General features: G+C 40.9%; 13 protein-coding genes. 7 read left to right on the top strand and 6 right to left on the bottom strand.

The features are described 5' to 3' along the window. Window positions 1-138: 138 nt before the first annotated feature. On the top strand, window positions 139-1,782 hold the full coding sequence (locus CHB71_RS05825) for an AMP-binding protein (RefSeq protein WP_089355959.1): 1,644 nt from the start codon (window positions 139-141) through the stop codon (window positions 1,780-1,782). A 71-nt stretch (window positions 1,783-1,853) separates the two neighbouring features. Here CHB71_RS05825 and CHB71_RS05820 read toward each other — a convergent pair whose 3' ends face one another. The 3 genes from CHB71_RS05820 to CHB71_RS05810 all read right to left on the bottom strand — a co-directional run bounded on the left by CHB71_RS05820 (window position 1,854) and on the right by CHB71_RS05810 (window position 5,308). Beyond that, entirely contained in the window at window positions 1,854-2,450 is a 597-nt protein-coding gene (locus tag CHB71_RS05820; RefSeq protein ID WP_245811224.1) for a hypothetical protein, read from the bottom strand. Window positions 2,451-2,520: 70 nt separating this feature from the next. Then, complete coding sequence (locus CHB71_RS05815) at window positions 2,521-4,890, bottom strand: TonB-dependent receptor (protein ID WP_179213321.1); 2,370 nt, start codon at window positions 4,888-4,890, stop codon at window positions 2,521-2,523. Window position 4,891: 1 nt separating this feature from the next. Further along, window positions 4,892-5,308, bottom strand: a complete 417-nt coding sequence (locus tag CHB71_RS05810; RefSeq protein ID WP_179213320.1) for a Fur family transcriptional regulator — start codon at window positions 5,306-5,308, stop codon at window positions 4,892-4,894. Between the two features lie 81 nt (window positions 5,309-5,389). Between CHB71_RS05810 and CHB71_RS05805 the strand changes: the two genes are divergently transcribed. Together CHB71_RS05805 and CHB71_RS05800 are read left to right on the top strand one after the other, a co-directional pair. Continuing rightward, window positions 5,390-5,593, top strand: a complete 204-nt coding sequence (locus CHB71_RS05805; RefSeq protein ID WP_089355956.1) for a DUF6728 family protein — start codon at window positions 5,390-5,392, stop codon at window positions 5,591-5,593. Window positions 5,594-5,746: 153 nt separating this feature from the next. Beyond that, window positions 5,747-6,484 carry a transporter gene (locus CHB71_RS05800; RefSeq protein ID WP_089355955.1) on the top strand — a complete coding sequence of 246 codons (738 nt, stop codon included), beginning with the start codon at window positions 5,747-5,749 and terminating at the stop codon, window positions 6,482-6,484. Here CHB71_RS05800 and CHB71_RS05795 read toward each other — a convergent pair. The 3 genes from CHB71_RS05795 to CHB71_RS05780 form a co-directional block, all read right to left on the bottom strand. Then, a complete protein-coding gene (locus CHB71_RS05795; protein ID WP_245811223.1) occupies window positions 6,481-7,752 on the bottom strand; it encodes a hypothetical protein in 1,272 nt (423 codons plus the stop codon). The two genes, CHB71_RS05800 and CHB71_RS05795, sit on opposite strands and share 4 nt — an antisense overlap. Beyond that, window positions 7,749-8,177 (bottom strand): Rieske (2Fe-2S) protein, encoded by a 429-nt coding sequence (locus CHB71_RS05790; RefSeq protein WP_089355954.1) that lies wholly within the window; start codon window positions 8,175-8,177, stop codon window positions 7,749-7,751. Before CHB71_RS05790 ends, CHB71_RS05795 begins: the two co-directional genes overlap by 4 nt. A gap of 218 nt (window positions 8,178-8,395) precedes the next feature. Next, on the bottom strand, window positions 8,396-9,703 hold the full coding sequence (locus CHB71_RS05780) for a di-heme oxidoredictase family protein (RefSeq protein WP_245811222.1): 1,308 nt from the start codon (window positions 9,701-9,703) through the stop codon (window positions 8,396-8,398). 684 nt (window positions 9,704-10,387) lie between these two features. Between CHB71_RS05780 and CHB71_RS05770 the strand changes: the two genes are divergently transcribed. The 4 genes from CHB71_RS05770 to CHB71_RS05755 all read left to right on the top strand — a co-directional run bounded on the left by CHB71_RS05770 (window position 10,388) and on the right by CHB71_RS05755 (window position 23,802). Continuing rightward, window positions 10,388-17,842 carry a DUF6443 domain-containing protein gene (locus tag CHB71_RS05770; RefSeq protein WP_089355951.1) on the top strand — a complete coding sequence of 2,485 codons (7,455 nt, stop codon included), beginning with the start codon at window positions 10,388-10,390 and terminating at the stop codon, window positions 17,840-17,842. A gap of 9 nt (window positions 17,843-17,851) precedes the next feature. Then, entirely contained in the window at window positions 17,852-18,445 is a 594-nt protein-coding gene (locus tag CHB71_RS05765) for a hypothetical protein (protein ID WP_144017339.1), read from the top strand. 649 nt (window positions 18,446-19,094) lie between these two features. Then, complete coding sequence (locus CHB71_RS05760; RefSeq protein WP_089355949.1) at window positions 19,095-22,556, top strand: RHS repeat domain-containing protein; 3,462 nt, start codon at window positions 19,095-19,097, stop codon at window positions 22,554-22,556. Further along, window positions 22,501-23,802: a hypothetical protein gene (locus CHB71_RS05755; protein ID WP_089355948.1), complete on the top strand. Its 1,302-nt coding sequence runs from the start codon at window positions 22,501-22,503 to the stop codon at window positions 23,800-23,802. The genes CHB71_RS05760 and CHB71_RS05755 overlap by 56 nt, the downstream gene beginning before the upstream one ends. Window positions 23,803-23,870: the final 68 nt, after the last annotated feature.

The raw sequence follows: 23,870 nt of genomic DNA, 5'->3' as shown, positions 1-23,870 counted from the left end.
CACTATCATATCTCGAATACAGAGTGTACTTATACTTTCTGTATTCGAGTTGATTTGCTTCTTGAAAGTGTTGTGGATAGCATGTCTGAATAGAAATACTTATCTTCATGGGCTTAGTTCACTAATATCGCCTAACTCATGAATAAATTTAATACCCCACTGGAGGCTTACCAGCACTGGCTGCAGGAAGAGCCTGCATATATTTTTCTTCGTCAACCCATTAATCGAAGCTTCATTGAATACTCAAGAGAGGAGGCATACCAACAGGCTTGTAACGTTGCAGCCGCTTTGCAGGCACAAGGATTGAAAAAGGGAGATCATGTTGCATTGCTTTCAAAAAACTGTGCACACTGGTTTATGGCTGATCTTGCCATGATGCTTGGCGGATTTGTTTCTGTGCCATTGTATCCGTCATTGGATGCGAAAAGCATAAATGAAATCCTGATTCATAGTGAATGCAAAGCAGTCATCATTGGCAAACTGGATGACTATTCAGCTCAGAAATCCGGCATCCCGGACATCATCAGGGTTGGCGTTGAGCTTTATGGTATAGAAGAACAACACTCGTGGGAAAAGCTGTCTGAAAAGTCAGATGAGTCTTTCACCCCACACATTCAAAATCCTGATGACCTGATGACGATCATGTATACCTCCGGTACTACCGGCAACCCAAAAGGAGTGATGCATTTGGTAAAATCATTCAACGGGGTGACCAGCATTGGAACAGAGGCATTGGAATTGCCACTTAGGGGTAAGTTCTTTTCTTATCTGCCACTCTCTCATATTGCCGAACGTATTGGGATCGAAATGGGATCAATTTACAAAGGTGGTTGTGTGAGCTTTCCGGAATCGCTTGACACCTTTGCTGAAGATCTTTCAAATGTTGGGCCAGATGTCTTTCTGGCGGTACCAAGAATCTGGCAGAAGTTTCAGGAAAAAATCCTGGAAAAGCTGCCTCAAAAGAAGCTCGATAAACTGCTGCCTTTGCCTATTATCGGAGGACTTATTAAGAAGAAAGTCCGAAAGAAACTAGGACTTAATAATGCTATTTGTTTCTCCGGTGCAGCACCACTTTCAGTAAGTCAATTGGAATGGTATAATATACTGGGGATAGAGATCAAGCAGTGCTACGGAATGACAGAGGATTGTATATTGTCTCATTTCAATTTACCCGGAACCAACAAATTCGGAACGGTAGGCAGGCCTTTACCGGGTGTTGAGTCTCGGCTATCTGCGGAAGGAGAAATACAGGTGAAATCCGATTGCCTAATGGTGGGCTATTATAAAGAGCCTGAGAAAACCAAAGAAATGTTTACCGAAGATGGTTTTCTCAAGACCGGAGATATTGGTGAGTTTGATCACGATGGCTATCTCTCAATTACCGGACGAATCAAAGATCAGTTTAAAACGGATAAAGGTAAATATGTGTCTCCGTCAGGTATCGAAATGAACCTGGCCAAGAACCTGGATTTTGAGCATGTCTGTGTGGTTGGTATGGGTATCGCCCAACCGATGGCACTGATTGTTCCTTCAGAGGCAGGCAGAGCAAAAAGTAAAGAAGAACTCAGTGAGTCCGTCACTAAATCAATTGCAGATTTAAACCCTTCACTTCCAAGTCATGAGAAATTAGCTAAGGGAATCATCATGAAGGAAGACTGGACCGTGGAAAACGGACTCATGACCCCATCCATGAAGATCAGACGAACGAGGGTAGAAGCCATTCATCAACCCATGTATGTTACCTGGTTTGATCATCCGGGTAGGGTTATTTATGAGGAATAAAAAAATCCACTCCAATAAGAGTGGATTCTAACCAACCTAAAATATTTAACCTAATACTATAATGAGATTGGCTATTCGTTGATATTGATTGTCCAGGTAATGTCTACATCTGTTTCACCATCATTGGAAGTTGAAGTAGCTGATTTTAGGTCTGGTTGATGCTTTAGCACAACTCTAAATTCACCTGTACCGGCACGCTGTGAAGCAGTCCATGTTGTACTCAGACCTATAGGGTTTCCGCTATCATCCTGATCATTGTAATTGACCGTTCCGGAAGCGCCAATATTTCCCGTTCCTGATGGATCAGAAAACACACCATCTGTCCATGAAAAGAATAGCTGATGCTCTTCACCCTCTTCCTCCACCTCCTCAGTAATGTCTTCCGCTGGTGATTCCATGGTGTTAGCCATGGTGATAGCCAGAGTGTAGGTAGTTCCGACTGCAAGTTCTATCTCTGATAAAACAGGGTTGCCGGCTCCTTCGCCATCAGCATCCACATAGGTAGCAATTACATTATCTCCACCACCTGCCGGAGTAAAGGTTAGTGTTACTTCGTTGATGATCTCTTCTTCGTTTTCCTCCGGCGGTACATCATCGTCGCTACAGCTGATGGCTACCATGCTCGTTGAAATTAGTCCGATTAGAAAGTGATTTTTAAATGCGTTCATTTGATTTTGTTTTTGCAATACTATTGCAAGTATAATAAGATATTATTTAAATGCAACAATGTTGTAAAAACTAAAAAGTGTAGCTCGCAAAGAGTCCTACATTGACACCAAGATCATCAGCGAAATATCGCAGGTTGTCTGTGTATCTTCGATAGCTGTTGTTTAGCAAATTCTCACCTTTTAGTTTGATGCTGAGGTCATTTTTTTGATAGTTGATGGAAGCATTCATCAATAAAAAAGAACTGGGTGCATCCATGAAATCAAATGTACCCGACCGATCGAATGAAAAATCATCTTGTGCAAAAGCATCAGGTTCTATTACATCTGGAGTGAGCGTTTGTCTTGCTTCAAACTCCGGGCTTAACGACATAGTGAAAAGGCCAATCTTTTTCTCAAGTGTTAGCATGATATTAAGAGGAGGGATGCCAACGAAAAGCTGATTGTTTTTTGTATCTTTCGCATAGACATAGGAGGCTTTTAGTTCTGAAGTAAATGAATCACTCCATTGATTGGTAAAATCCAGGTCAACACCTGAGTAAAGCGCATCCGTTTGGTCATGAATGAAGTAAGGGAATGCTCCTCTAACCGTCTCTGTGATTCCATGAGGTCTGAGGAAGAAGTAGTCACGAATCCAATTCACATATGGGGTTACTTCGAAACCTAGCCCGTTTTTAGTATAGCTAAACGAGGTGATCCACTTTAACCCTTTTTCGCTTTTGACCGCTTTGGTCAGATCTGTCAGCACAATATTGGTAGAAATGCTATCATTTTCCGGATATATCTGATACCTCCAAAGCCCAAATTCAAATACGGATTGGTGCTTCCCAAAGCTATATAGCTCGTTGATGTTTGGCGCTCGCCATGCCGTTCCGATATTAGATCTAAGTGTCAGGTTCTCCAGCTCCTTCACGAATCCAAGTGTAAAAGTGAAATTCTGGTAGTTTAGGTTGTCTCGGTAGATATCATTGTCAGAATCGCGTCCTCTTACATTAAGGTTCATCAGATCGAAGCGTATGCCTGCCTCATAGGTAGTGTTTCCGGAGGTGTAGGATTCAATACCAAAGAATCCCAGATTATTTGTGTTGTAATTAGGAACGAAGGGAATCGTGTTGGTGCCCGGTAGATTATCGTTGTTCTGGTTGAAAAATTGAATACCCATCGTTCCAGCCCAAGCTCCGGTACTTGGGTGGTCCCAGTCCAGGTCTATGGTGTGAGTAATGAGTCTTAAGTCAATGGCGGGGCGTGCATTGTTTGTTCCTCTTCTGACATCAAACTCACTTCTCAGGTTCCGTTGAAAAGCGTATTGAAAATCAAACTGTTGTTCACCGAGGAATAGGGAGGTCTCGAGCTTTAAGAGATCATGAACAGTTTCCTGTTTGGGATTATTAATATCGTACGAAAATGGTTTTGTGTTGGACGGTACTTTTGCACCAATCGCATTAGCAAGCCCTTCTAAATTATCACTGACAGATCCTCTTAATATGCCAAGCGTTTGCTCAAAGTGACTTAAATAGACATTGACATCAAGAATGGGAAAATGAAAACGTCCTCCGACTGTCGCACCAAATTCTTCCTTTCCGGTATTTGTCAATTGATAATCAGCTGCTTTTAGATCGCCCTGCCGGGTTCCTGAAATGGAGGCATTCCATGCGGCTCGTTCATATCCTTCATTAATACTCAATTCGCCACTTACCGATCGACCATTGGTTTGAAACCCGCCGTTTAGTTCTCCATTTAGTTTAGTCAAAAAGCTAGGTTGAGGGGCATTGAAAAGGATAACTCCGCCCAATGCATCTGCTCCATACCTGACGGTAGATGCTCCTTTTATAAGTTCTATTCTATCAATTTGCGAAGCATCTATTTCAACTCCATGCTCTGTGCCCCAGGCCTGATAGGAGTGACGCACTCCATTGTTAATGATCAAAACACGATTGGAGTGAAGGCCATGAACGATAGGTTTGATAATGTTTTGCCCGGTTTTAAGTGTGCTAACACCTGTACTTTGAGAAAACAGATCACCAGCATTGACACCAATGGATTCCAGGCTTTCAACTTTGATGTCGATGGACTCCAGTGTTTTCAATACATGTGCATTTAGTTCTTCCTCAACCACCACGCTCTCAAGCATGGTTTCATTTGAAGCCATGTATATAACCGGATTCGAATGATGAAAGTCATGATGATGAACCACTGTTTTATATCCTACGAATCGTACTTCAAGATCAATTTCATCATTGCATATCTCTATGATTTTAAACAGGCCATTTTCATCAGACACAGCCCCGTTTTGAGTTCCCTGAATTTTCACTGTAGCGAAGGGCAAGGGTTCATTGGTGTCTATATCCAGCACCTGACCAGTAACCGATCTGTTGCACGTGGCATTCTGACCAAGAACAGGAGCCACTATCCAAATGCAAATAATAAGGGAGAGTAATTTCATCCTAAGCACAGGTTGCACAGATCCCATCCACAATCATGTTAACACCATCAATCTTATAGCCTGTCGGTACGGTCACTTTTGGTACCACTTTTTCATCCAAACATTCTATTTGACCACAGCTATTGCACTTAAAATGAATGTGGTTGTGCTCATGGTGATCCGGGGAACAGGTATCGTGACAAAGGCCGTAAGTAGCTGTACCGGTTTCATTGGGAATTTTGTGAAGTATGCCGGAATCAAGAAAGCTATTGAGTGTCCGATAAAGCGTCACCCGATCATATTGAGTGAATTGATTTTCAAGATCACCCTGGGAGAGCGCTCCCTTTTCATTCAAAAAGAACTGCATGACATCAAGCCGACAATCGGTGATTCGCAACTCGTGTGATTTCAGTATGGATTTCAAATTTTCCTGAGACATTTGGCAAATATAGTTTATGCAACTCACTTGCATTTATAAAGTGTGAACACTTTTCTAACTTTGAAAGTTTAATCCATAGATATGACAGAGCAGAAAAAATCTGAAAAAGAAAAAGTCAATTATTTCGATTTCACCGAAGTGCTGACCTATTTCTTCCGTAAGAAAGATCCCAGCCGACCAAAAAGCTTCAATTTGAAGGCGATGCACACGATCAATAAGATTTCCATTTTGATGTTTTTAGGTGCGGTGATCGTTATGATTGTAAGAGCGATCATGCGGTCGTAACTTCTTTAAAAGATGTCATTTCGACCAACGGGAGAAATCTTTAAATTATCAATTAAGCAGCTATCTAGTAAATATTTCTCACTTCATTCGAAATGACAAGAGAAGTTGTTTACTCATCACTTTATTCTAATCAATCACTCGTAAATTAGCTGCATGAAAAAATTACTTGTCCTCCTCTTTGTGCTCGGTACTGGTGTATCAATGGCACAAGATTCTGATCCGATTGTTACTGACAGGCCTACTCAGTCAGCTGCAACGAGTGTTGTGTCTCAAGGTAATTTTATCCTTGAATATGGTTTCCTCAGAGAAACATTAGTGGATGATGTTTTCAACAACACATACGCCAATTTTCACTTAAGGTATGGAGTCATTGATGGAGTAGAACTTCGTGTGACTCAGAATTATGTGGGGTTCAAGAATAATATAGATGATACTTCAGAGTCCGGATTGAGTCCACTCACACTTGGTACGAAAGTATATTTATTAGAGGAAAATGGGGCAGTTCCTGAGATCAGTGTGATTGGTCAGGTTACGTTAGCCAATGGTGATAATATGTTCAAGCCATCCAGAGCGATTCCTGAAATACGATTCAATTTTGCGAATGCGCTTTCAGATAAATTTTCACTCGGGTACAATCTAGGTATGAGCTTCCCTGAAGATCAATCCACTTCTTTTTATACCGCTGTTTTAGGATATGCGCTGGCAGATGGATGGACATTATTTGCCGAACCATATGGGTTTTTTTATGATGGAAATGCTGATCACAGATTTAATACAGGGATAATCTTCCTGGCTAAAAACAGACTTCAATTTGATGTTTCTGCTGGTTGGGGATTGTCTGACATCTCTCCGGATTCGTTTGTTGGATTTGGTGCTTCGTTTGGGTTTTAGAAGTAGCTCGAAATCCCAAACTGGATTCCACTGATCTTGGCCGGAGGATTTCCTAAAATATCTTGCTGCTGCATCATGCGATAGTTCAGACGTATAACCGTCTGAGCTGATGGTCTGAAGCTTATAGCCGGAACAATGGCCCAGATATCGTCTGTAATGTTACCTCCGGTTTCTCTAAATGTGCCCACATTCCAATCCACATATTCCAATCTACACGCAACATTCAAGGTTGCTCTATCGAAATCAAGAATATTACCCTTTAGGACTGGTTGTACAATATCAATGAATCCGCCTTTTTGCCTGTTTCCAAATTGTTGAGTAAAAGTTTCCGGTACATCAATACTAATCCAGGCAAATTCTCCAACAAGGTAAGTGTCCGTCCATGGGAGTGTAGAGTTAAAGTCAATGGCATACACATCCAGACGTCTTTTATCGTCTAGTTGAAGGCCATCATCCTGATACGTGTTGTAGATTCCACCCATATAGGATAGTCCTATTTCACCGAAATTATTGTTACGCAAAGCCACCTTACCAGTTAGAAGAGGCTCTCCATTGCTACTTTCTTCAAAACGCTCTTTATTGGCTTTTGAAGCCGGGAGGAAGGTCCGGTTTTCGCCATTGTTGATAATGGCATCATTGAATCCGTTGGTTAAATAGGCTTCATATCCATATGCCCAGTCACCGCTATAATTTTTACCATAAAGTCCAAAACCCACATTACTCCAGGTAGCAGGAAGCATCTCTGTTGCCGAGATTGGTCGATCGACGAATTCCCACTTTGGCCCATCATGGTTTTGGTTGAAAGCACCTATTGGATTCATAACCACTCCACCTCTCAGGTTGAATAAAGGATGAAAGCTGAAGTCCAGCGCAGCAAACTCAATAGCGATTTCCTCACCGCCTTCTTCGAGTTCTATTTCTGATAAAAACTTGATTTTTGAATGAATGGATGAAGCAATAAAAATGGTCATTCGAGGCACTCGAAAGGAGTGACCTTCAGTGATCCCATCTTCACCAATGTATTGATAGTCCGCTTCGATATATCCTCCCACTGAAACCGGCAGCTTTCCAACCTGAAGAAATGGTCGGTTATATACCGCATCCATATTCATTGCACCTTGAATGGTGGTATCCTGAGGAGCTCTTTTTAACAAAGTGCTATCCACCTGAGCTGATGCGGAGAATACTATTAGAAGAAATATCCCATTAAGGGACGGTCCGACGAATCGGTTATAGGGGTGTTTTATGTTTTTAATGATTGACTTCACGATAAATCTATTTTGATCAGGTTATTCTCTACAATTACCGGAAATGACCGAAGGTCTTTATCTGCCGGTCCATTTTGTACAGTTCCATTATTAGTAAATTCACTGCCATGTGCCGGGCATTGCAACCGATCTCCGAAGACCTGCAATTCCGTTCCCTGGTGTGTACATCTCATGTATAATGCCTTATAGTTGAATTCATCCATCCTGAACACACTGATAGGGTATTGCAGACGCTCATTTTCCACAATTACGTAATTCCTAAATGATCCTTCGTTTTCAAAAGACATAGGACTTATTTCAAGAAAAGAACCATTGATAGGAGCTTTAATTCTACTGGTTGATGCGCAGCTTGAAAGTATTAGGCTACCAGCCATTACACCTAAGCAACCTATTCCACACGTTTTTATAAACTCATTCCGTTTCATAAATCAATTTTAATTAATGAAATAAATGGAAGGTGACTTACACTATACAAGCTCTCCTTGCAGGAGGGCCGGAATGAAAATTTGGCGAGCCATGCGTTGGGTATTGTGGAGAAGCTTTCAAATTTTCTTGATTTTTTTGTCCCTTTTTTTATCAAGAAAAAAAGGGAAGGTGAAAATTCCTTTAAAATGTAGTGGAAGATATTCATTTGAATTTTCTATTAAAGCGATTCAAGAAAAGCAATCAAATCATCTTTCTCTTCCTGTGACAAAGCCATAAACTGATCCCGGCTGCTTTGGGCTTCCCCACCATGAAGTAGGATAGCCTCTTCAATGCTTTTCGCTCTACCATCATGCATAAGGAAGAATTCACCACCCTGAGAATCAGGCGACAATCCAAGTCCCCAAAGTGGAGGCGTTCGCCACTCAAATGTTTCTGCAGAACCTTCTGTTACACCGTCATCCAGGGCTGCACCCATATCATGCAATAAGAGATCCGTGTATGGATAAAATGTTTTGTTGGATAGGGCGGAAACTTCATTGTTTGGAGTGGTAAACTCTGGGATATGGCATGAGCTGCATTCAATTGTTGAAAAAAGAGCTTTGCCTGCAATCACAGAAGGATCATCTTCATTTCTGGGAATAGGAGCTTTCAATGTTTGCAGGTAAAACACCACATCCCGTACAGTCTGATCAGAAACTTCTGGGTCAGTGCTTAGCCCTGAATAAGTATCGATTGGTTCGAATGTGGAGGTTACACCCATGTCCTGATTGTATGCAGAGACTGTTTGTTGAAGCAGGTCAATCGCAGCTGCCTTTTTTCCAAATCGCCCAATATATCGCCCGGCATTTGGTTGATGGACCAGACGAGGTATGAAGTAAGAGGGCGGGTTGATGTAATTCGGCACTCCCGAAATACCGTCTCCATTTGTATCATTCGGATCGGCATTTGATAATATTTGTCCATCGGTAAGTGCAGCTAAAAAACCTAATCCGGTTACAGCGGGTGGAGTAAAATCCATGGACGCCATTCCTTCCGGGATTTTTTCCGGTTCGTATCCAGGAATAGCCCTGTTTTGAAGTTGAGGCCCCCCAACAGATAAGTCTGGTAGTGTATTGGGCAAGGACTGTCCAAAACGAGTAAGTGTAGTAAACGGATGTCCTTTCCCATCCCCGGGGTGACAACTCCCACAGGAGGTTGCCACAAACAAAGGCCCTAATCCATTTTCAGCGGAAAACACCTCATCATTGAAGGCGATATCACCAGCGAGGAATTGACCTTGCTCAGCTGTATTCAAGCCTTCAACCGGACCATCCAGGAGTTCATTTTCTTCAGGAGCAGGAGGAATGATGCTTTCACAACCGACAAATAAGAGAAAAGAGAAAATCATAAAACTGTGCTTGATTCCAGCTTTAGAAATCGAGTTCATTGCGTAAAACAGCCACTTATCCCTCTTTGGAGAGGATTGGGAGAAGACGTTTATTAGTGTTTTACCAATGAAATCATTCTTGGAATTCATTCTCATCATCACAGATTGATATTTACTTGTTCTTACGATGAAGCAAAACTATAAATTAGTTTACACAAAACAAAAATTTAGATTAGTCTAAAAAATGAAAGCTTGTATTAAACTTTTTGGATTCAGTTATAACCGCAAACGTTTTAACTCCGTCTATTTAGTTTTTTAGTAAATATTTTTTATATAATAATTTATCAATTTTCATGCTGTCTCTAAATGATTGACAACTAATTATTTATCGTTTTAAAACTCAAGAAATAATTTAATTAATATTGAATGTTGACTCAAGTAGCTATTTGCAATCAATCAAAAAAAAATAGTATTCTTGTAAATATTTAAGAACCTAACCTTACTCACCATGAGGATACTCACCACCTTTTGTGTAGTTGCGCTACATTGTACTAGCCTTGCTTATTCTCAATACTTGCATAATAAAATACGGCCATTGGAAGTCGATTTGGATCAATTGATTTCTTTAATAAAACCCGGTCAACAAGAGCAATTCTATTTAACGAATTTAAATACCAAGAATCAGATTACTGATCAAATGGTAACTCAGGCATTTACTTCCTATACCAAAGCACCTTTTCTAGTTGAAGCAGTAAAGAGATACATTATACACTCCATAAAGAAGTAATTCTCAAAACTCTCGCTTATAGAATCGCAGTAGATAAAACCACCAGTTAACACATCATGTACTCTCGTATTCCACTATTTTTTGTCTTAAAAATTTCCTTTCTTATTTCAATTGCGCAGAGTGTACCTCCACCACCTGGTGGAGATCCTCCATCAGTTAATATTTACGGTCCAAGCAACGTTGAGCTGAATACCTCTCATGCTTATTCTGTGACTGTGTCAAATGGGAATCATACATCATCATCATACACAGCTTACGGTGGAAACGTCCTTTCAAGTAGCAAAAATTCCGTTACTGTAAAATGGACCTCAACAGGATCTCGTTCTGTTGATGTAACTGCTTATATCAATGGCAATTATTACACGGATACCCATTACGTTACAGTTGTCTCATATACTCCAGTAGCTACACAAGAAACCCAAAAGAATACTACTTATTTTCAGGCAAACTGGAATCAGGTTAGTGGGGCAACCGGGTATTATTTGGATGTTGCATATAATAGTAGTTTTACAAGTTACGTTTCGGGCTACCAAAGTAAACTGCTTCAAGGTAATGATCCGACTGGAAGCACAGGCGTACGTACCCTAAACAATCATTTTGTGAATGGACTTACTCCGGGACGAAATTATTATTACCGTGTACGTTCAAAAAAACCAAATGGCGGAGCTTCTTTGTATTCGAACACTATAACAGCAAATACTACTTTGAGTTACCCTGTGATTGGAAATCCAACGAATAAAAAGACCGATCGTTTTACAACGAATTGGAATGAGGTGACAGGGGCAACAAGCTACAAACTCTTTGTATCTGCAAGTTCAAATTTTAGTAGCCATGAAAGCGGTTATAGTGGAAAGACAATATCATCGGGGACCAGTCACACCGTAACAGGCCTGTCTCCAGGAAAGAAGTATTACTATCGTATTAAAGCAGTGAGTCCTGCCTATGAAACCAATTATTCAGCATCAAAGGAATCCAACACTACGTTGAGCACTCCAATTATTGGAAGTCCAACAAATAAAAAGACCGATCGTTTTACAGCGAACTGGAGCAGTGTGACAGGCGCAACCAGTTACAAGCTCTATGTATCGGCAAGTTCAGATTTTAGTAACCATTTAAGCGGTTATGGTGGAAAGACAATATCATCGGGGACCAGTCATGCTGTAACAGGCCTGTCTCCAGGAAAGAAGTATTACTATCGAGTTAAGGCAGTAAGTCCAGTTTATACCACTGGTTATTCAGCATCGAAGCAGTCCAACACTACATTGAGTACTCCTGTGATAGGAAGTCCAACAAATAAGAAGACCGATCGTTTTACAGCAAACTGGAGTGGTGTGACAGGAGCAACCAGTTACAAGCTCTATGTGTCCGCAAGTTCAAATTTTAGTAACCATGTAAGCGGTTATGGTGGAAAGACAATATCATCGGGGACTAGCCATACCGTAACAGGCCTGTCTCCAGGAAAGAAGTATTACTATCGAGTTAAGGCAGTAAGTCCAGTTTATACCACTGGTTATTCAGCATCGAAGCAGTCCAACACCACATTGAGTACTCCTGTGATAGGAGGTCCAACGAATAAAAAGACCGATCGTTTTACAGCAAACTGGAGTGGTGTGACAGGTGCAACCAGTTACAAGCTCTATGTATCGGCAATTTCAGATTTTAGTAGCTATGTAAGCGATTATGATGGAAAGACAATATCATCAGGGACCAGTCATACAGTAACAGGGCTATCTCCAGGAAAGAAGTATTATTATCGTGTTAAGGCAGTAAGTTCTGCATATACTACTGGTTATTCAGCATCGAAGCAATCCAACACGACGTTGACTACTCCAATTATTGGGAATCCAACGAATAAAAAAACCGATCGTTTTACTGCGAACTGGAGCGGTGTGACAGGTGCAACCAGTTACAAGCTCTATGTGTCCGCAAGTTCAAATTTTAGTAACCATGTAAGCGGTTATGGTGGAAAGACAATATCATCGGGGATCAGCCATACTGTAACAGGCCTGTCTCCAGGAAAGAAGTATTACTATCGAGTTAAGGCAGTAAGTTCTGCATATACTACTGGTTATTCAGCATCGAAGCAATCCAACACCACATTGAGTACTCCTGTGATAGGAGGTCCAACGAATAAAAAGACCGATCGTTTTACTGCGAACTGGATTGGTGTGACAGGTGCAACCAGTTACAAGCTCTATGTATCGGCAAGTTCAGACTTTAGTAGCCATGAAAGCGATTATGACGGGAAAACAATATTATCAGGGACCAGCCATACGGTTACAGGACTTTCCCCAGGTAAGAAGTATTACTATCGTGTTAAAGCAGCAAGTTCTGCATATACTACTGGTTATTCAGCATCGAAAGTGTCCAACACCACATTGAGTACTCCTGTGATAGGAGGTCCAACGAATAAAAAGACCGATCGTTTTACCGCGAACTGGAATGGTGTGACAGGTGCAACCAGTTACAAGCTCTATGTGTCCGCAAGTTCAAATTTTAGTAACCATGTAAGCGGTTATGGTGGAAAGACAATATCATCGGGGACCAGCCATACTGTAACAGGCCTGTCTCCAGGGAAAAAGTATTACTATCGAGTTAAGGCAGTAAGTTCAGTTTATTCAACTGATTTTTCCGATTTTAAAGAGTCCAACACCACTCTTTCAGCGCCAGAAGCTCTAAAGGAATCCGTCAAAAGAACGACTAATTTCAAAGCAAATTGGAATGCAGTTGATGGTGCAAACAATTATCGTTTACAGGTTTCAACATCTGCCAGCTTCTCTTCTTTGTTCAAAGACGAGATCGTTTCCGATATCTCCCTAAGAATATTCGGTATTACCTATGGAACTACATACTATTACAGGGTAAGGGCAATTTCCAATGATAATATAAAGTCAGCTTATTCTGCTATCATCACAGTACTGCCAAGAGTATTATCAGGAACCATTAGCTATGATGGAGATGTGTGTTCCGGCTCTTCACCTGGAATGATTTATGGAACAGAGGCCACCGGTGGAGACGGGACATACGAGTATCGATGGCAATACTATGATGGGACACAATGGAAGACACTCGCAACAAACGCTCAGACTAATTACGATCCCACAATTACTATTTCTTCAGCTACCAAATTCCGAAGGCGTGCGCGTTCTGGTGGCAGCTACTGGAGATCCTCACCTGAGTTGACTATTCAGATTACTGATCCTATCAGCAATGTAGGAACACTTACAACATCCGAAACTGAAGACGTTTGTCCGGGTGAAACAGTAAGTCTGTACTTCACTAAAGGAGATAGCCGTTTGGATATGAATACGGCAAGATTGGTTGTGGTACGTGATGGACAGGAGGTTAATTTAGGTGCATTATCTAGCAGTGGATCAAATTATGAAGCTTCCACCATTACACACTATGGCGACCTATTCAAATTAAAAGGGGAACAATTATGTACAGGATTACCGATCTATTCGAATGCAGTAACATTCAGTTACTCATGTAACCAACCTCCATCTCCGGGTGAAAACTTTGTTAGAACAGAAGTCCCGATGGTACCTGTACAAACAGACGAGGAACTTTCAATTCTGAATGCAACTAAAATGTCCACAACCTATTCCTATTTCGATGGGCTAGGGCGTAACAAACAATCGGTGAAGCTGAAAGCATCACCTTCGGGAAAAGATGTGATTCAAGTGGTAGAGTACGATGAATTTGGTAGACAGTCAATACAGCATTTGCCATTTACTGACGTCAATAATGGTGCATTTCATACAGACGCCATTACGGCACAATCAGACTTCTTTAGCACCGCAGCAAAAGTAGCTCACGATACACGTCCTTTCAGTGAAACTGAATTTGAATCTAGCCCACTAAACAGGGTGCTTTCAACAACTCCTCAAGGTCAGGATTGGCATGATAATAATAAGCAAGTCACGAATAATTATTCCTTCAATACAGAGGGAGAAGTAGATAAATGGGTAATTATTGCAGGTACACCGGAAAAGACGACTACTACCAGCACGTATCCTGCAAATCAACTGAACGTTGTAGAAGTCACCGCCGAAGATGGCCAGGTAACCAAAACCTATACAAACGGGCTTGGACAGACGATTTTAAAACGGGTGAAAGCCAATGAGACGCCAATTGAGTGGTACGACACCTACTACGTCTACGATGATTTTGGAAACCTTCGTTTTGTGATTCCACCAAAGCTGTCTGCATTAACTTCTTCTCCTACTTGGAAACAACTTCGTGCGCTGGGTTTTGAATATAGGTATGATGGACGAAGACGTATGATAAAAAAGTTTGTACCAGGAGCCGAGTGTGTTAACATGGTTTATGATCAATGGGACAGGCTAGTGATGACTCAAGATGGTAATCAGCGAGATGTCTCACCAAAAGAATGGCTTTATACTAAATACGATGAGCTCAACCGCCCGATAATGACTGGAGTTGTGACAGATAACCGAAGCTTAGGTAACATCCAAAGAGAACTGGACAACTCAGAAGGACGATTTGAAAACAGAATAGCTAACGAAGTAGGTTACAGTCTTAACAATTCCTATCCAACCAATGCACAAATCGCCGATGTATTGACTGTCACTTTCTATGATGATTACGACTTCATGGATGCTGACTGGACTGATCTGGCTTTTGTGGCTGAATCCGGGTTTGATGCTACTCATAATGATCAAGTCAAAGGTCAGGTGACAGGATCCATGACACGAGCTATAGGGCAGGAGTGGATCAGAACTGCATCTTATTATGATGATAAGTACCGACCGGTTCAATCTGTTTCTAACAACCATTTGGGTGGTATCGATCGATCCAGCAATGCCTATGATTTCATAGGAAATGTAGTGAAAACGTTTCAGAATCATACCTCTTCCTTCGAGGCTGTAACGGTATTGAAAGAGTTTGAATACGATCATGCAAACAGACTGCTCCGAGAGTACAACACCATTGATGATGAAGCTCGCATTCTAGTCGCCGAAAATCATTACAATGAATTAGGCGAATTGGTTGAGAAGAACATTCATGCACCTCATCCCACAGGTCAGCCTGAGCCTGTCGAAGGCTTCCTTCAATCCATGGACTATCGATACAACATCCGCGGGTGGTTGACCGATATCAACAATCACAAGTTGCAAAACGATGGAGGCATTACCAATGATGACACCAATGACTTGTTTGGGATGCGACTCTCCTACAACCAGGATCAGTATACAGCCAATGGTGAGGTTTTAGAAAAACAATACGGTGGCAATATTGCAGGAGTGAAATGGAGCTCTAATAACCTGGTAGATACACCTACCGAACAAGCGTACGTCTATCATTATGATAAAGTGAACCGTCTGACTAAAGCCACTTATGGTGCTTTTAATACAGATACCAACTTTACAGGGCAAGCGTTTTATTCTATGAATGCTTCATACGATGAGAATGGAAACATCCTGACGCTAAACCGAAAAGGAAAGCTTAGTGGCAACCTGATCGATATGGACCTGCTGGCTTATCAATATGAAGATGGCAACAAAAGCAACAGACTGTACCGAGTGGAAGATGGTGGAAACGATGCGGAAGGGTATAAGGAAATAGGTGGGGTTCCCGGTGAGCTATACTACTATGATGCCAATGGAAACATGATTGCTGATGTAAACAAAGAGATTGTGCGCATTGAGTATAACCATCTCAACTTACCGATTGAAGTAGAATTCCTGGATGGTAAATTGATCACTTATGAATACGATGCGGCAGGCATAAAACTAAGACAAACGGTAGATGATGGTACAAACACGCCAAAAGTAACCGACTACCTGGGACTGGGAGTTTATGAAGATCAGGAGCTTAGCTTCTTGTTTACCTCTGAAGGACGAGCCATTAAATACGCCAATAGCTATGGGTATGAATATTTCCTAAAAGATCACCTGGGCAATACTCGTGTGGCATTCGGAGACCTTCCGGAGCGGGAGGAGTATAAAGCCACCATGGAGGGAGAGCGTTCGGGATACGAAGAAAGCTACTTTGAGTTCCCAACCAACACGCGCGTAAATGCGGAAAACCGAACCCCTCTCGGTAATGAAAGTGTGGCACTGAATGGGGTTGTAACCGATAGACGAGTGGGCCCGGCAAAGGTGCTGAATATCACTGCCGGAGATAAAATAGAACTGGAAGTGTGGGCAAAGTATACGTTCAGTAGCTGGAATAATACGTCTGTTGCAGATATCGCCAATGCTATTTCCGGAGCTTTTGGGGGAGCCAGTACCGGCACAGGTGGAGAGAGTGCCTCTAGTTCGTTGAATAGTGCATTATCAACCCCGGGAGCCAATGGACTCTTTGCAGATGCGGATAACGGAGAACCACGAGCATATTTACAATACATGTTCTTTAATCAGGCGCATTCCTTCCGAGAGTCACACTCCGGCTTCATTGCAGTAGGAACCGAGGCAGAAGGTGCTTTTGCAAAGCTTGATAGAGTAGTAGAAGGCTTTACCGAAGATGGATACCTGTTTGTATACATTGTAAACGAAAGCAACCAGGATGCAGAAGTCTATTTTGACGATCTGAGGATTGTACAGGAGAGTGCGGCTACTAGTTTGGTAGTGAATAGTTCCCAGGATTACTATCCCTTTGGGCTGACGTTTAATGAAAGTGTGAGGAAGGTTATTACACCACAAAATTACAAATTTGGAGGTAAGGAAGGACAGAAAGATTGGGGTGTTGGAGTGATGGATTTTCAAGCACGAATGTACGATGCGGCCTTAGGAAGATGGTATAAGGTTGATCCTGCGGCTGAAAGTTACTTCTCATACAGCCCCTATAATTATGTCAGAAACAATCCAATTAACAGAATTGACCCAACAGGAATGTGGGACATCCATGTACATGTCTCGAGAAATAGGAAAAAATATGGGTATGGAATTGCTGTTGTAACAGATAGAAATGGAAAGGAAGTTTACAGGTTTGCGGTCAGAGCGGAAGGTACTGCCGGTACAGATGTGTATAAGAAAAATTCAAATACTCCAACTGGAGTTTATGATATTCCTGATGATAATATGTGGATTGCTGGTTCTGATGGAGCTCCAGGAACGTCTGGAGGTAAGAAAAGGGCAGCATATGGACCTAATCATAGGTTGATTTTGAATGGACTAGCAGGTGAAATTGTAGATACCGGTAGGGATTTGATTAGGGTTCATGGAGGGCGACAAGAAAAATACAATTCTGAGACAGGTGAGTGGGAACTAATCTCAGATGCCGAACTCAAAAAGACTTATGGATGCCTAAGATCTTCTGATTGTGATATTAAAACACTGAAGGAGATTACCGATGAGTTGATGGCGAATGATGCTGAAGAAAAAGGAGGTGTCCTGATTATTAGAAATGACTTGGAATCATTTCTGGCTTCAGAACAAGAAGAGGAAGAAGAGGAAGAGACAAATACATTTTGGAATGGTTTCACAAATGCTTTGAGTCAAGGAATAGATAACTTACAAAGTTGGTTGAAAGATCAAGGATTTTAATTTTGAATTATGAGACATCTAATATTTGCCATTATTTTTAATTCTGCATTTTCGTGCAGTAGTGCTAATTCTGGCTGTAGCTCCCCCGAATCAAGTGTAATGGGTAAGATTATCGATGAAAGCATTCAGATTCCTTCAACGGATTTGTGTGAGTTGAATGAGCAATCAATTGAAACCATAACTGATAAATTGATCAGTCAACCGGAGGAAATAATTAAATCTGTTGATTTGGATCCAAATTACGAGGAGTGCTTACTGGAAATGACAAATAAGCTATTTGATGTAAATTCAATTAGTGAATCCAAGCTCAAAGCTATAGCCGCATTGGCAAGTAAGAGTGATGGGTTTTTGACAGAGTATTTATTTGAATCAATTGCATCACTATTTGATAGTAACCTTGAAGAGCTATTAAATTTCATTCTAGCTAACCCAAAATCATATATGTATCAATTGGTGGTTGATGGGTTAGGCATGAGAATAGCATTCTATGGGGAAGATAAAGATAAGTTGGAAGCAGATGCGATTGTCTCCTTAAATAAAGAGTCTCATATTGAACTTGTGGGCCAGATATTTGGTGATGTTAATCCAGATAAGTTTGATTGATCCCCATATCGCGGAAGTCTTCCTGCGAGGGGGTGAGGCAGAGGGAGACTTGGGTGAAGTTTTGAAGACATGAATTGAAATGAAGAAAAAGAATAGTTAAGAAATGAGGAAAAAGTCCAAGTCGAAATGAATTGAACTATAATCCACCCCACTCAGAGTCACTTGGGTTGGAAATGAGAAAGGAAAGGACTCTGAGGAACAAAGAACATACCTTATCGCGCAAGTCTTCCTGCGAGGGGTTGAGGGAGAGAGAGACTTGGGCGAAGTTTTGAATACATGAATTGAAATGAAGAAAAAGAATAGTTAAGAAATGAGGAAAAAGTCCAAGTCGAAAAGACTTGAACTCCACCCCCTCAGAGTCCCCCATATCGCGGAAGTCTTCCTGCGAGGGGGTGAGGGAGAGAGAGACTTGGGCGAAGTTTTGAAGATATGAATTGAAATTTCCACCTCCTCAGAGTCACTTAAGACTGGAAAGGAGAAAGGGAAAGGACTCTGAGGAACAAAGAACATAGAATAAGAAAACATAGCACAAAAGCCTCAGAGTTCTCTGCGAGTAACTCTGAGGGAGTAAAGAGTAACTCTGAGGGAGATAAATCAATAAGAAAGCCATAAAGCAAAAGAATAAGAAAAATATACTCACCTATAAGTCATGAATAATTTCGTTAACAACCTAATCAAACCGGCAAGTATTGTCACACTTATACTTACCTGTGTTTTTTCTTTTGGTCAAACTGACCCGGGTATAGACACAGAGTTTGATTTCACTCCTGCTACGCCCAATGCTGCATCATTGGGCAGTTACGGCTCCTTCCCGGTGGATTTATCTAATGGAGCTGTAAATGTAAATATCCCTATTTACACCTTTTCAAATGGCGATCTTTCAGTACCTATTTCCATGAGCTACCGTACGACAGGCCTTAGAGTAAACCAAACGGAAACCTGGTTAGGCCTTGGTTGGGACCTCAATGCCGGAGGTGTTATCACAAGAAGTGTAATGGGACTTGCAGATGAAGAAGTATTAAATAAAAACAGCGGACTTGTTCAGTATCCTGAAATTACCGGAATGGGCACCTGGGAGACTGATGAATACATCCGACAAAACCTGAATCATAGAACGATAGATCCTCAAAATGATGAGTTTAGCTACAACTTTCTCGGGTATAGCGGCAAGTTCTTGCATGATCATAAAGGGGCCCTAGTGACCATTCCAAAAGTGAATCTGAAAATAGAACGCTACCTTGACAATATTGGCGAAGGTGAAATAATCATTACCACTCCGGATGGAGTCAAGCACTATTTTGGAGGTACCTATATTGAAAAGTCCCGCATGAACTCTGCTCCGGGTGGTACAAATTGCCTTCCTGCTGCTTCTGTTTTTCAAGTAACTGCTTACTACCTATATAAAATTGAGCACCCTACAGGATCAACAATCACTTTTGAGTATACACCTACAGGATACTACGCTTATGATTATGGTATTCAGCGCAAAGAAGAAAGAAGGTATTTTACTGATGATTCTCAAAATAAATGCGGATCATGCAGGGATCTAATCATTTCTAAGTGCCGAAGCATAATGGAAGTTGAGCTTGGACAAAAACTTTCCAAAATTGTTAGTCATTTAGGATCAGTTGAATTTGATATTGAGGGAGGTTCCAGATTACAGAAGTTAACGGATATGCGAGTGTTGGATGAAAGTGAAGAAATTAAAAAAATGTACAATTTTTCATATCTTGATATCGATCCAGGTTCATTTACGAACGAGTATACAGAAGATGTCCCCAATCGATATTTTCTTGAAAATTTTTCTGAAATAGACCCAATTAATCAAGAACCAATAAAGACTCACTCATTCAACTACTATAGTCCTGAGGAGATTGCTCCACGTTTTTCTTTTGCCCAGGATCATTGGGGTTTATTTAACGGTAAGGACAATCTAGATATCCTGCCGGATTCAGATCATTATCTTTTCTTGCAAAGCTCAGCATCAGCAGATAGGTCAGTGGATTTTGATTTTGCAGTAAAGGGTTCATTAAAATCAATTACTTATCCGACTGGGGGAAGTACTGATTTTTATTATGAATCAAACTCAGTCTACGGAAGCTATTTCACTGATATTACTACTGACCTGGTTTTAGATGGCGTTTTAAATACTACGGTAACAGAACCTGTGAACAGTGCCAAAGCACAAAGCGTAAACATACAATTGAAGCTTACCAAAACAGCATCAAATGGAGGTACCTTTCACGATACCAGATTCTATTTAAAAGATGCAGCTACTGGTGATATCTATTTTCAAAGGAATCTGGAAGAGATGTTACCTGAAGATAACAGTATCATAGAGTATCATTCAGTGGTAATTCCAGGTGTGCCTTTAGAGGCTGAAATTGTAACATCTAATGGTAATGACGTAATCCCTAGCATAGCATTTACCTATGTCTCTGAGCTTGAGGAAAATTTTGCAGATCAGTATATTGGAGGAATCAGGATTCAAAAGATGGTGCAAAATCCCAACTCTGATGCTCAAGAAATGATAAAGACCTACACTTATGAAGAATTTGGTACAAACAGGTCTTCGGGTCATCAGCGGTTTATTCCCCACTATCTAAGTGATTATTTTAGATATACCGAATGTCAGTGTGGAGATAATGAAAATCCTAGCTGCCTGGATATTGACAGGTGTGATATGATGGTATTAAATGGGAATAGTACAAGAACTTTAATGAACTCTAAAGGAAGCCATGTGACCTACGAAAATGTGACGATTAGCTATGGGGAGAACGCCGAGAATGGAAAGGAAGAAGTAACCTTTAAAATCATGGATGATGGGCTTGCCAGGATCGAGCACGGCAATGAAATTCTGGAGGCTCCTTTATCAAATTTTGGATGGGGAAATGGATTGGAATTAAATCGGAAACTATACAAGAAAGATGAATCTGGATTTAGCGTTTTAAAGGAAACCACAAATGTGTACAGTCCGGACCCACGAGCATTGGATGTATCCAAAAACTTATCTATCAGAAGAAAGTTTGATCCCTGGATAACCAGAAAGTTTTATATGACCTGTGATGATAACAACAGGAATAAAACTTTGAACATATATAAGTGTTCAGCATCTCATCCACACGAGTGGAAATATGGTCAGTTCTCAACAGAGAATGAGCCGATTCAGTGTACAGCTACTGGGGCAGATAATGAGTTGGTTACTTATTTGCCTCATCCATGTAAAAATGAATCGAATGGAACAACAGTCCATGCAGAATACATAACCTTACAGGTGGATGTTGCAGAGTACCAACGTATTTCGGAATGGTTTTATAAATCTCAAACGATTGAGGAGCTTTATGATGATGCTGGCAATGTAATGACGGTCACACATAATTATGATTATGACAAACCAGAGCATCTTCAGTTGACAAGATATACCATGACTGCCGCTGATGGTTCGCAAACAACCGAATATCACTATTATCCACAAGACTTCAGCCGTGGACTTACCCAATACAATATTGCAGCTTTACAAGACGGGAATTTTGTACGTCCTATCAGAAGCGAAAAAATGATTAACGGTAATTTTTCAAGTGGATCATTGCTGAAATACAATGAACTGGGTCAGCCTATTGAAAAATATGACTATAGGAATAGTGCAGCTGTTTCTCGCTCATATGAGACCGATATTCAAAGTACATATGTGCCTTCGAATTTTGAATTGGCGATGGAATGGCAATACGATACAAATAATAAACCCAGTCAGATGAATAAACCTAATGGGAAACCAGTAACATTCATTTGGGGATTCAATGGTAGTTTTCCAGTTGCTAAAATTGAAAATGCCACAATAGATGAAGCTGCGACTGGACTTACGGATATGAACCCTTCAGGAAATCTTTCAGAGGTTGACGAGCAATTGTTGAGAAGTAGCGGAGCATTAGCGAATGCTATTGTGACAACCTATCAGTATGATCCAATTTATGGGATTATTTCGCAAATAGATACCAATGGGAACAAGACGGAGTACAATTATGATGACATGGGGAGATTGAAGAGTATAGTAGATCATGAAGGGAATATCCTACAACAGAATACGTACAACTACGGTTCACAAGACAACTGATATTAGCAGTCGAGGAATTGTGAGGATAATTGCTCTCGTAATATGTTATTTAGTTGGAGGGATTTCTTGTGGCCAGATCAAATTTGATGTCAAACTTTCAGAAAAGCATCTTAAAAAAGTAGAGCAGTCAAAAGATGCTCGTGCCAAACTGGAGGCTTATAAAGATTTCTATAAAAAAGACAGCATCAAAGCCGCAAAAAAGGCCTGGAAAAGTTACCGACATAAGCATAGGGATAGTTTAAAGTCAGTGGGTAAGTGGAAAGAAGCCAGAAAGCATCAGAAGGAAATTTTGCTTGGTAAATGGAAAAAGGGGAATAAAAAGAAGCTCATTTTTGATGTGTCAGGATTTAAAGCCCCGGAAGACTCACTTGATTGGGCGTTACAAACGCTCGCGGAGGAAGGGGACTACAAGCAGCTACAGCAGATTTATGAATCTTACGGACAATACGACTCTGCGTTTTTAGACCACTTTCATCCTGATTCAATTCTGTTGGATACTGTAGATCTTGTCGAGCGATTCGGACTTAAAAAACAAGTGGAATCATATCTTCCCAAAGAGCTTAAACTGCAGAGCGATAAAAAGATTGAGGATCAGCTGATGTTTAATACGCTGGACCAACATGGGAACCTCAAAAAGGTAGATCGATCAGGCGTAAAGAAGTTTTTCAAAAACGTCGACCCGAATGAGTTTAGCAAGTCACAACTTACCATGAAATCTGCAAAAGAGAAGTTTACAGAATTACCAAGTTTGGAAAAGAGGGAGGAGGGGATCAAACGTAAATCACTTCAGGGTACACCAATGAAAAAACGTTTTTTTCTCAATGGAAATATTACGATTCAGTCCACAGATCCTGTCATTCTTGACAACAATTTGCAAATCGGCTACCAATGGAACAAATCACTCTCAACAGGAATGGGTATGATACTTAGGGAACAACTTAGCTCGCGAGATTCAGCATCAATAACCGGCGATGCTCATGGAGCTAGTTTTTTTGTGAATTACGATATAATGAAAGGATTCTTTTTATATGGAGAGTATCGTATCGTAAAAAATAAGTCACTTTTCCATGAATCAAGGAAGCCAAAATCCTGGCAGTATGCAGTGTTATTAGGTGCTGGAAGGAAGTTCAAAATAACTAAAAAAGTAGCTCTTTCCGTTTTACTCGTCTACGACCTTAATCACAAAAACAATACCCTCAACCAGCGACCTTTCTATCCACGCATAGGGTATTCAGTTGGATTTTGATTAATAGTAGTCTCTTGAGGATGCAGTAGGAGACTAACAGGATAGTGTAATTCCTTCCCTCGTTCACT

Source organism: Ekhidna lutea (genome assembly GCF_900188325.1).
Lineage (GTDB): Bacteria > Bacteroidota > Bacteroidia > Cytophagales > Cyclobacteriaceae > Ekhidna > Ekhidna lutea.
Note: the sequence above shows the minus strand (reverse complement) of the source record. Positions and strands in the feature narration are given on the sequence as shown.

Bases quoted from the DNA above. Each gene is read 5' to 3' on its own strand.
- CHB71_RS05825 (WP_089355959.1), top strand. From the start codon at position 139: ATGAATAAATTTAATACCCCACTGGAGGCTTACCAGCACTGGCTGCAG.
- CHB71_RS05820 (WP_245811224.1), bottom strand. From the start codon at position 2,450: ATGAACGCATTTAAAAATCACTTTCTAATCGGACTAATTTCAACGAGC.
- CHB71_RS05815 (WP_179213321.1), bottom strand. From the start codon at position 4,890: ATGAAATTACTCTCCCTTATTATTTGCATTTGGATAGTGGCTCCTGTT.
- CHB71_RS05810 (WP_179213320.1), bottom strand. From the start codon at position 5,308: ATGTCTCAGGAAAATTTGAAATCCATACTGAAATCACACGAGTTGCGA.
- CHB71_RS05805 (WP_089355956.1), top strand. From the start codon at position 5,390: ATGACAGAGCAGAAAAAATCTGAAAAAGAAAAAGTCAATTATTTCGAT.
- CHB71_RS05800 (WP_089355955.1), top strand. From the start codon at position 5,747: ATGAAAAAATTACTTGTCCTCCTCTTTGTGCTCGGTACTGGTGTATCA.
- CHB71_RS05790 (WP_089355954.1), bottom strand. From the start codon at position 8,177: ATGAAACGGAATGAGTTTATAAAAACGTGTGGAATAGGTTGCTTAGGT.
- CHB71_RS05780 (WP_245811222.1), bottom strand. From the start codon at position 9,703: ATGATGAGAATGAATTCCAAGAATGATTTCATTGGTAAAACACTAATA.
- CHB71_RS05770 (WP_089355951.1), top strand. From the start codon at position 10,388: ATGTACTCTCGTATTCCACTATTTTTTGTCTTAAAAATTTCCTTTCTT.
- CHB71_RS05765 (WP_144017339.1), top strand. From the start codon at position 17,852: ATGAGACATCTAATATTTGCCATTATTTTTAATTCTGCATTTTCGTGC.
- CHB71_RS05760 (WP_089355949.1), top strand. From the start codon at position 19,095: ATGAATAATTTCGTTAACAACCTAATCAAACCGGCAAGTATTGTCACA.
- CHB71_RS05755 (WP_089355948.1), top strand. From the start codon at position 22,501: ATGAAGGGAATATCCTACAACAGAATACGTACAACTACGGTTCACAAG.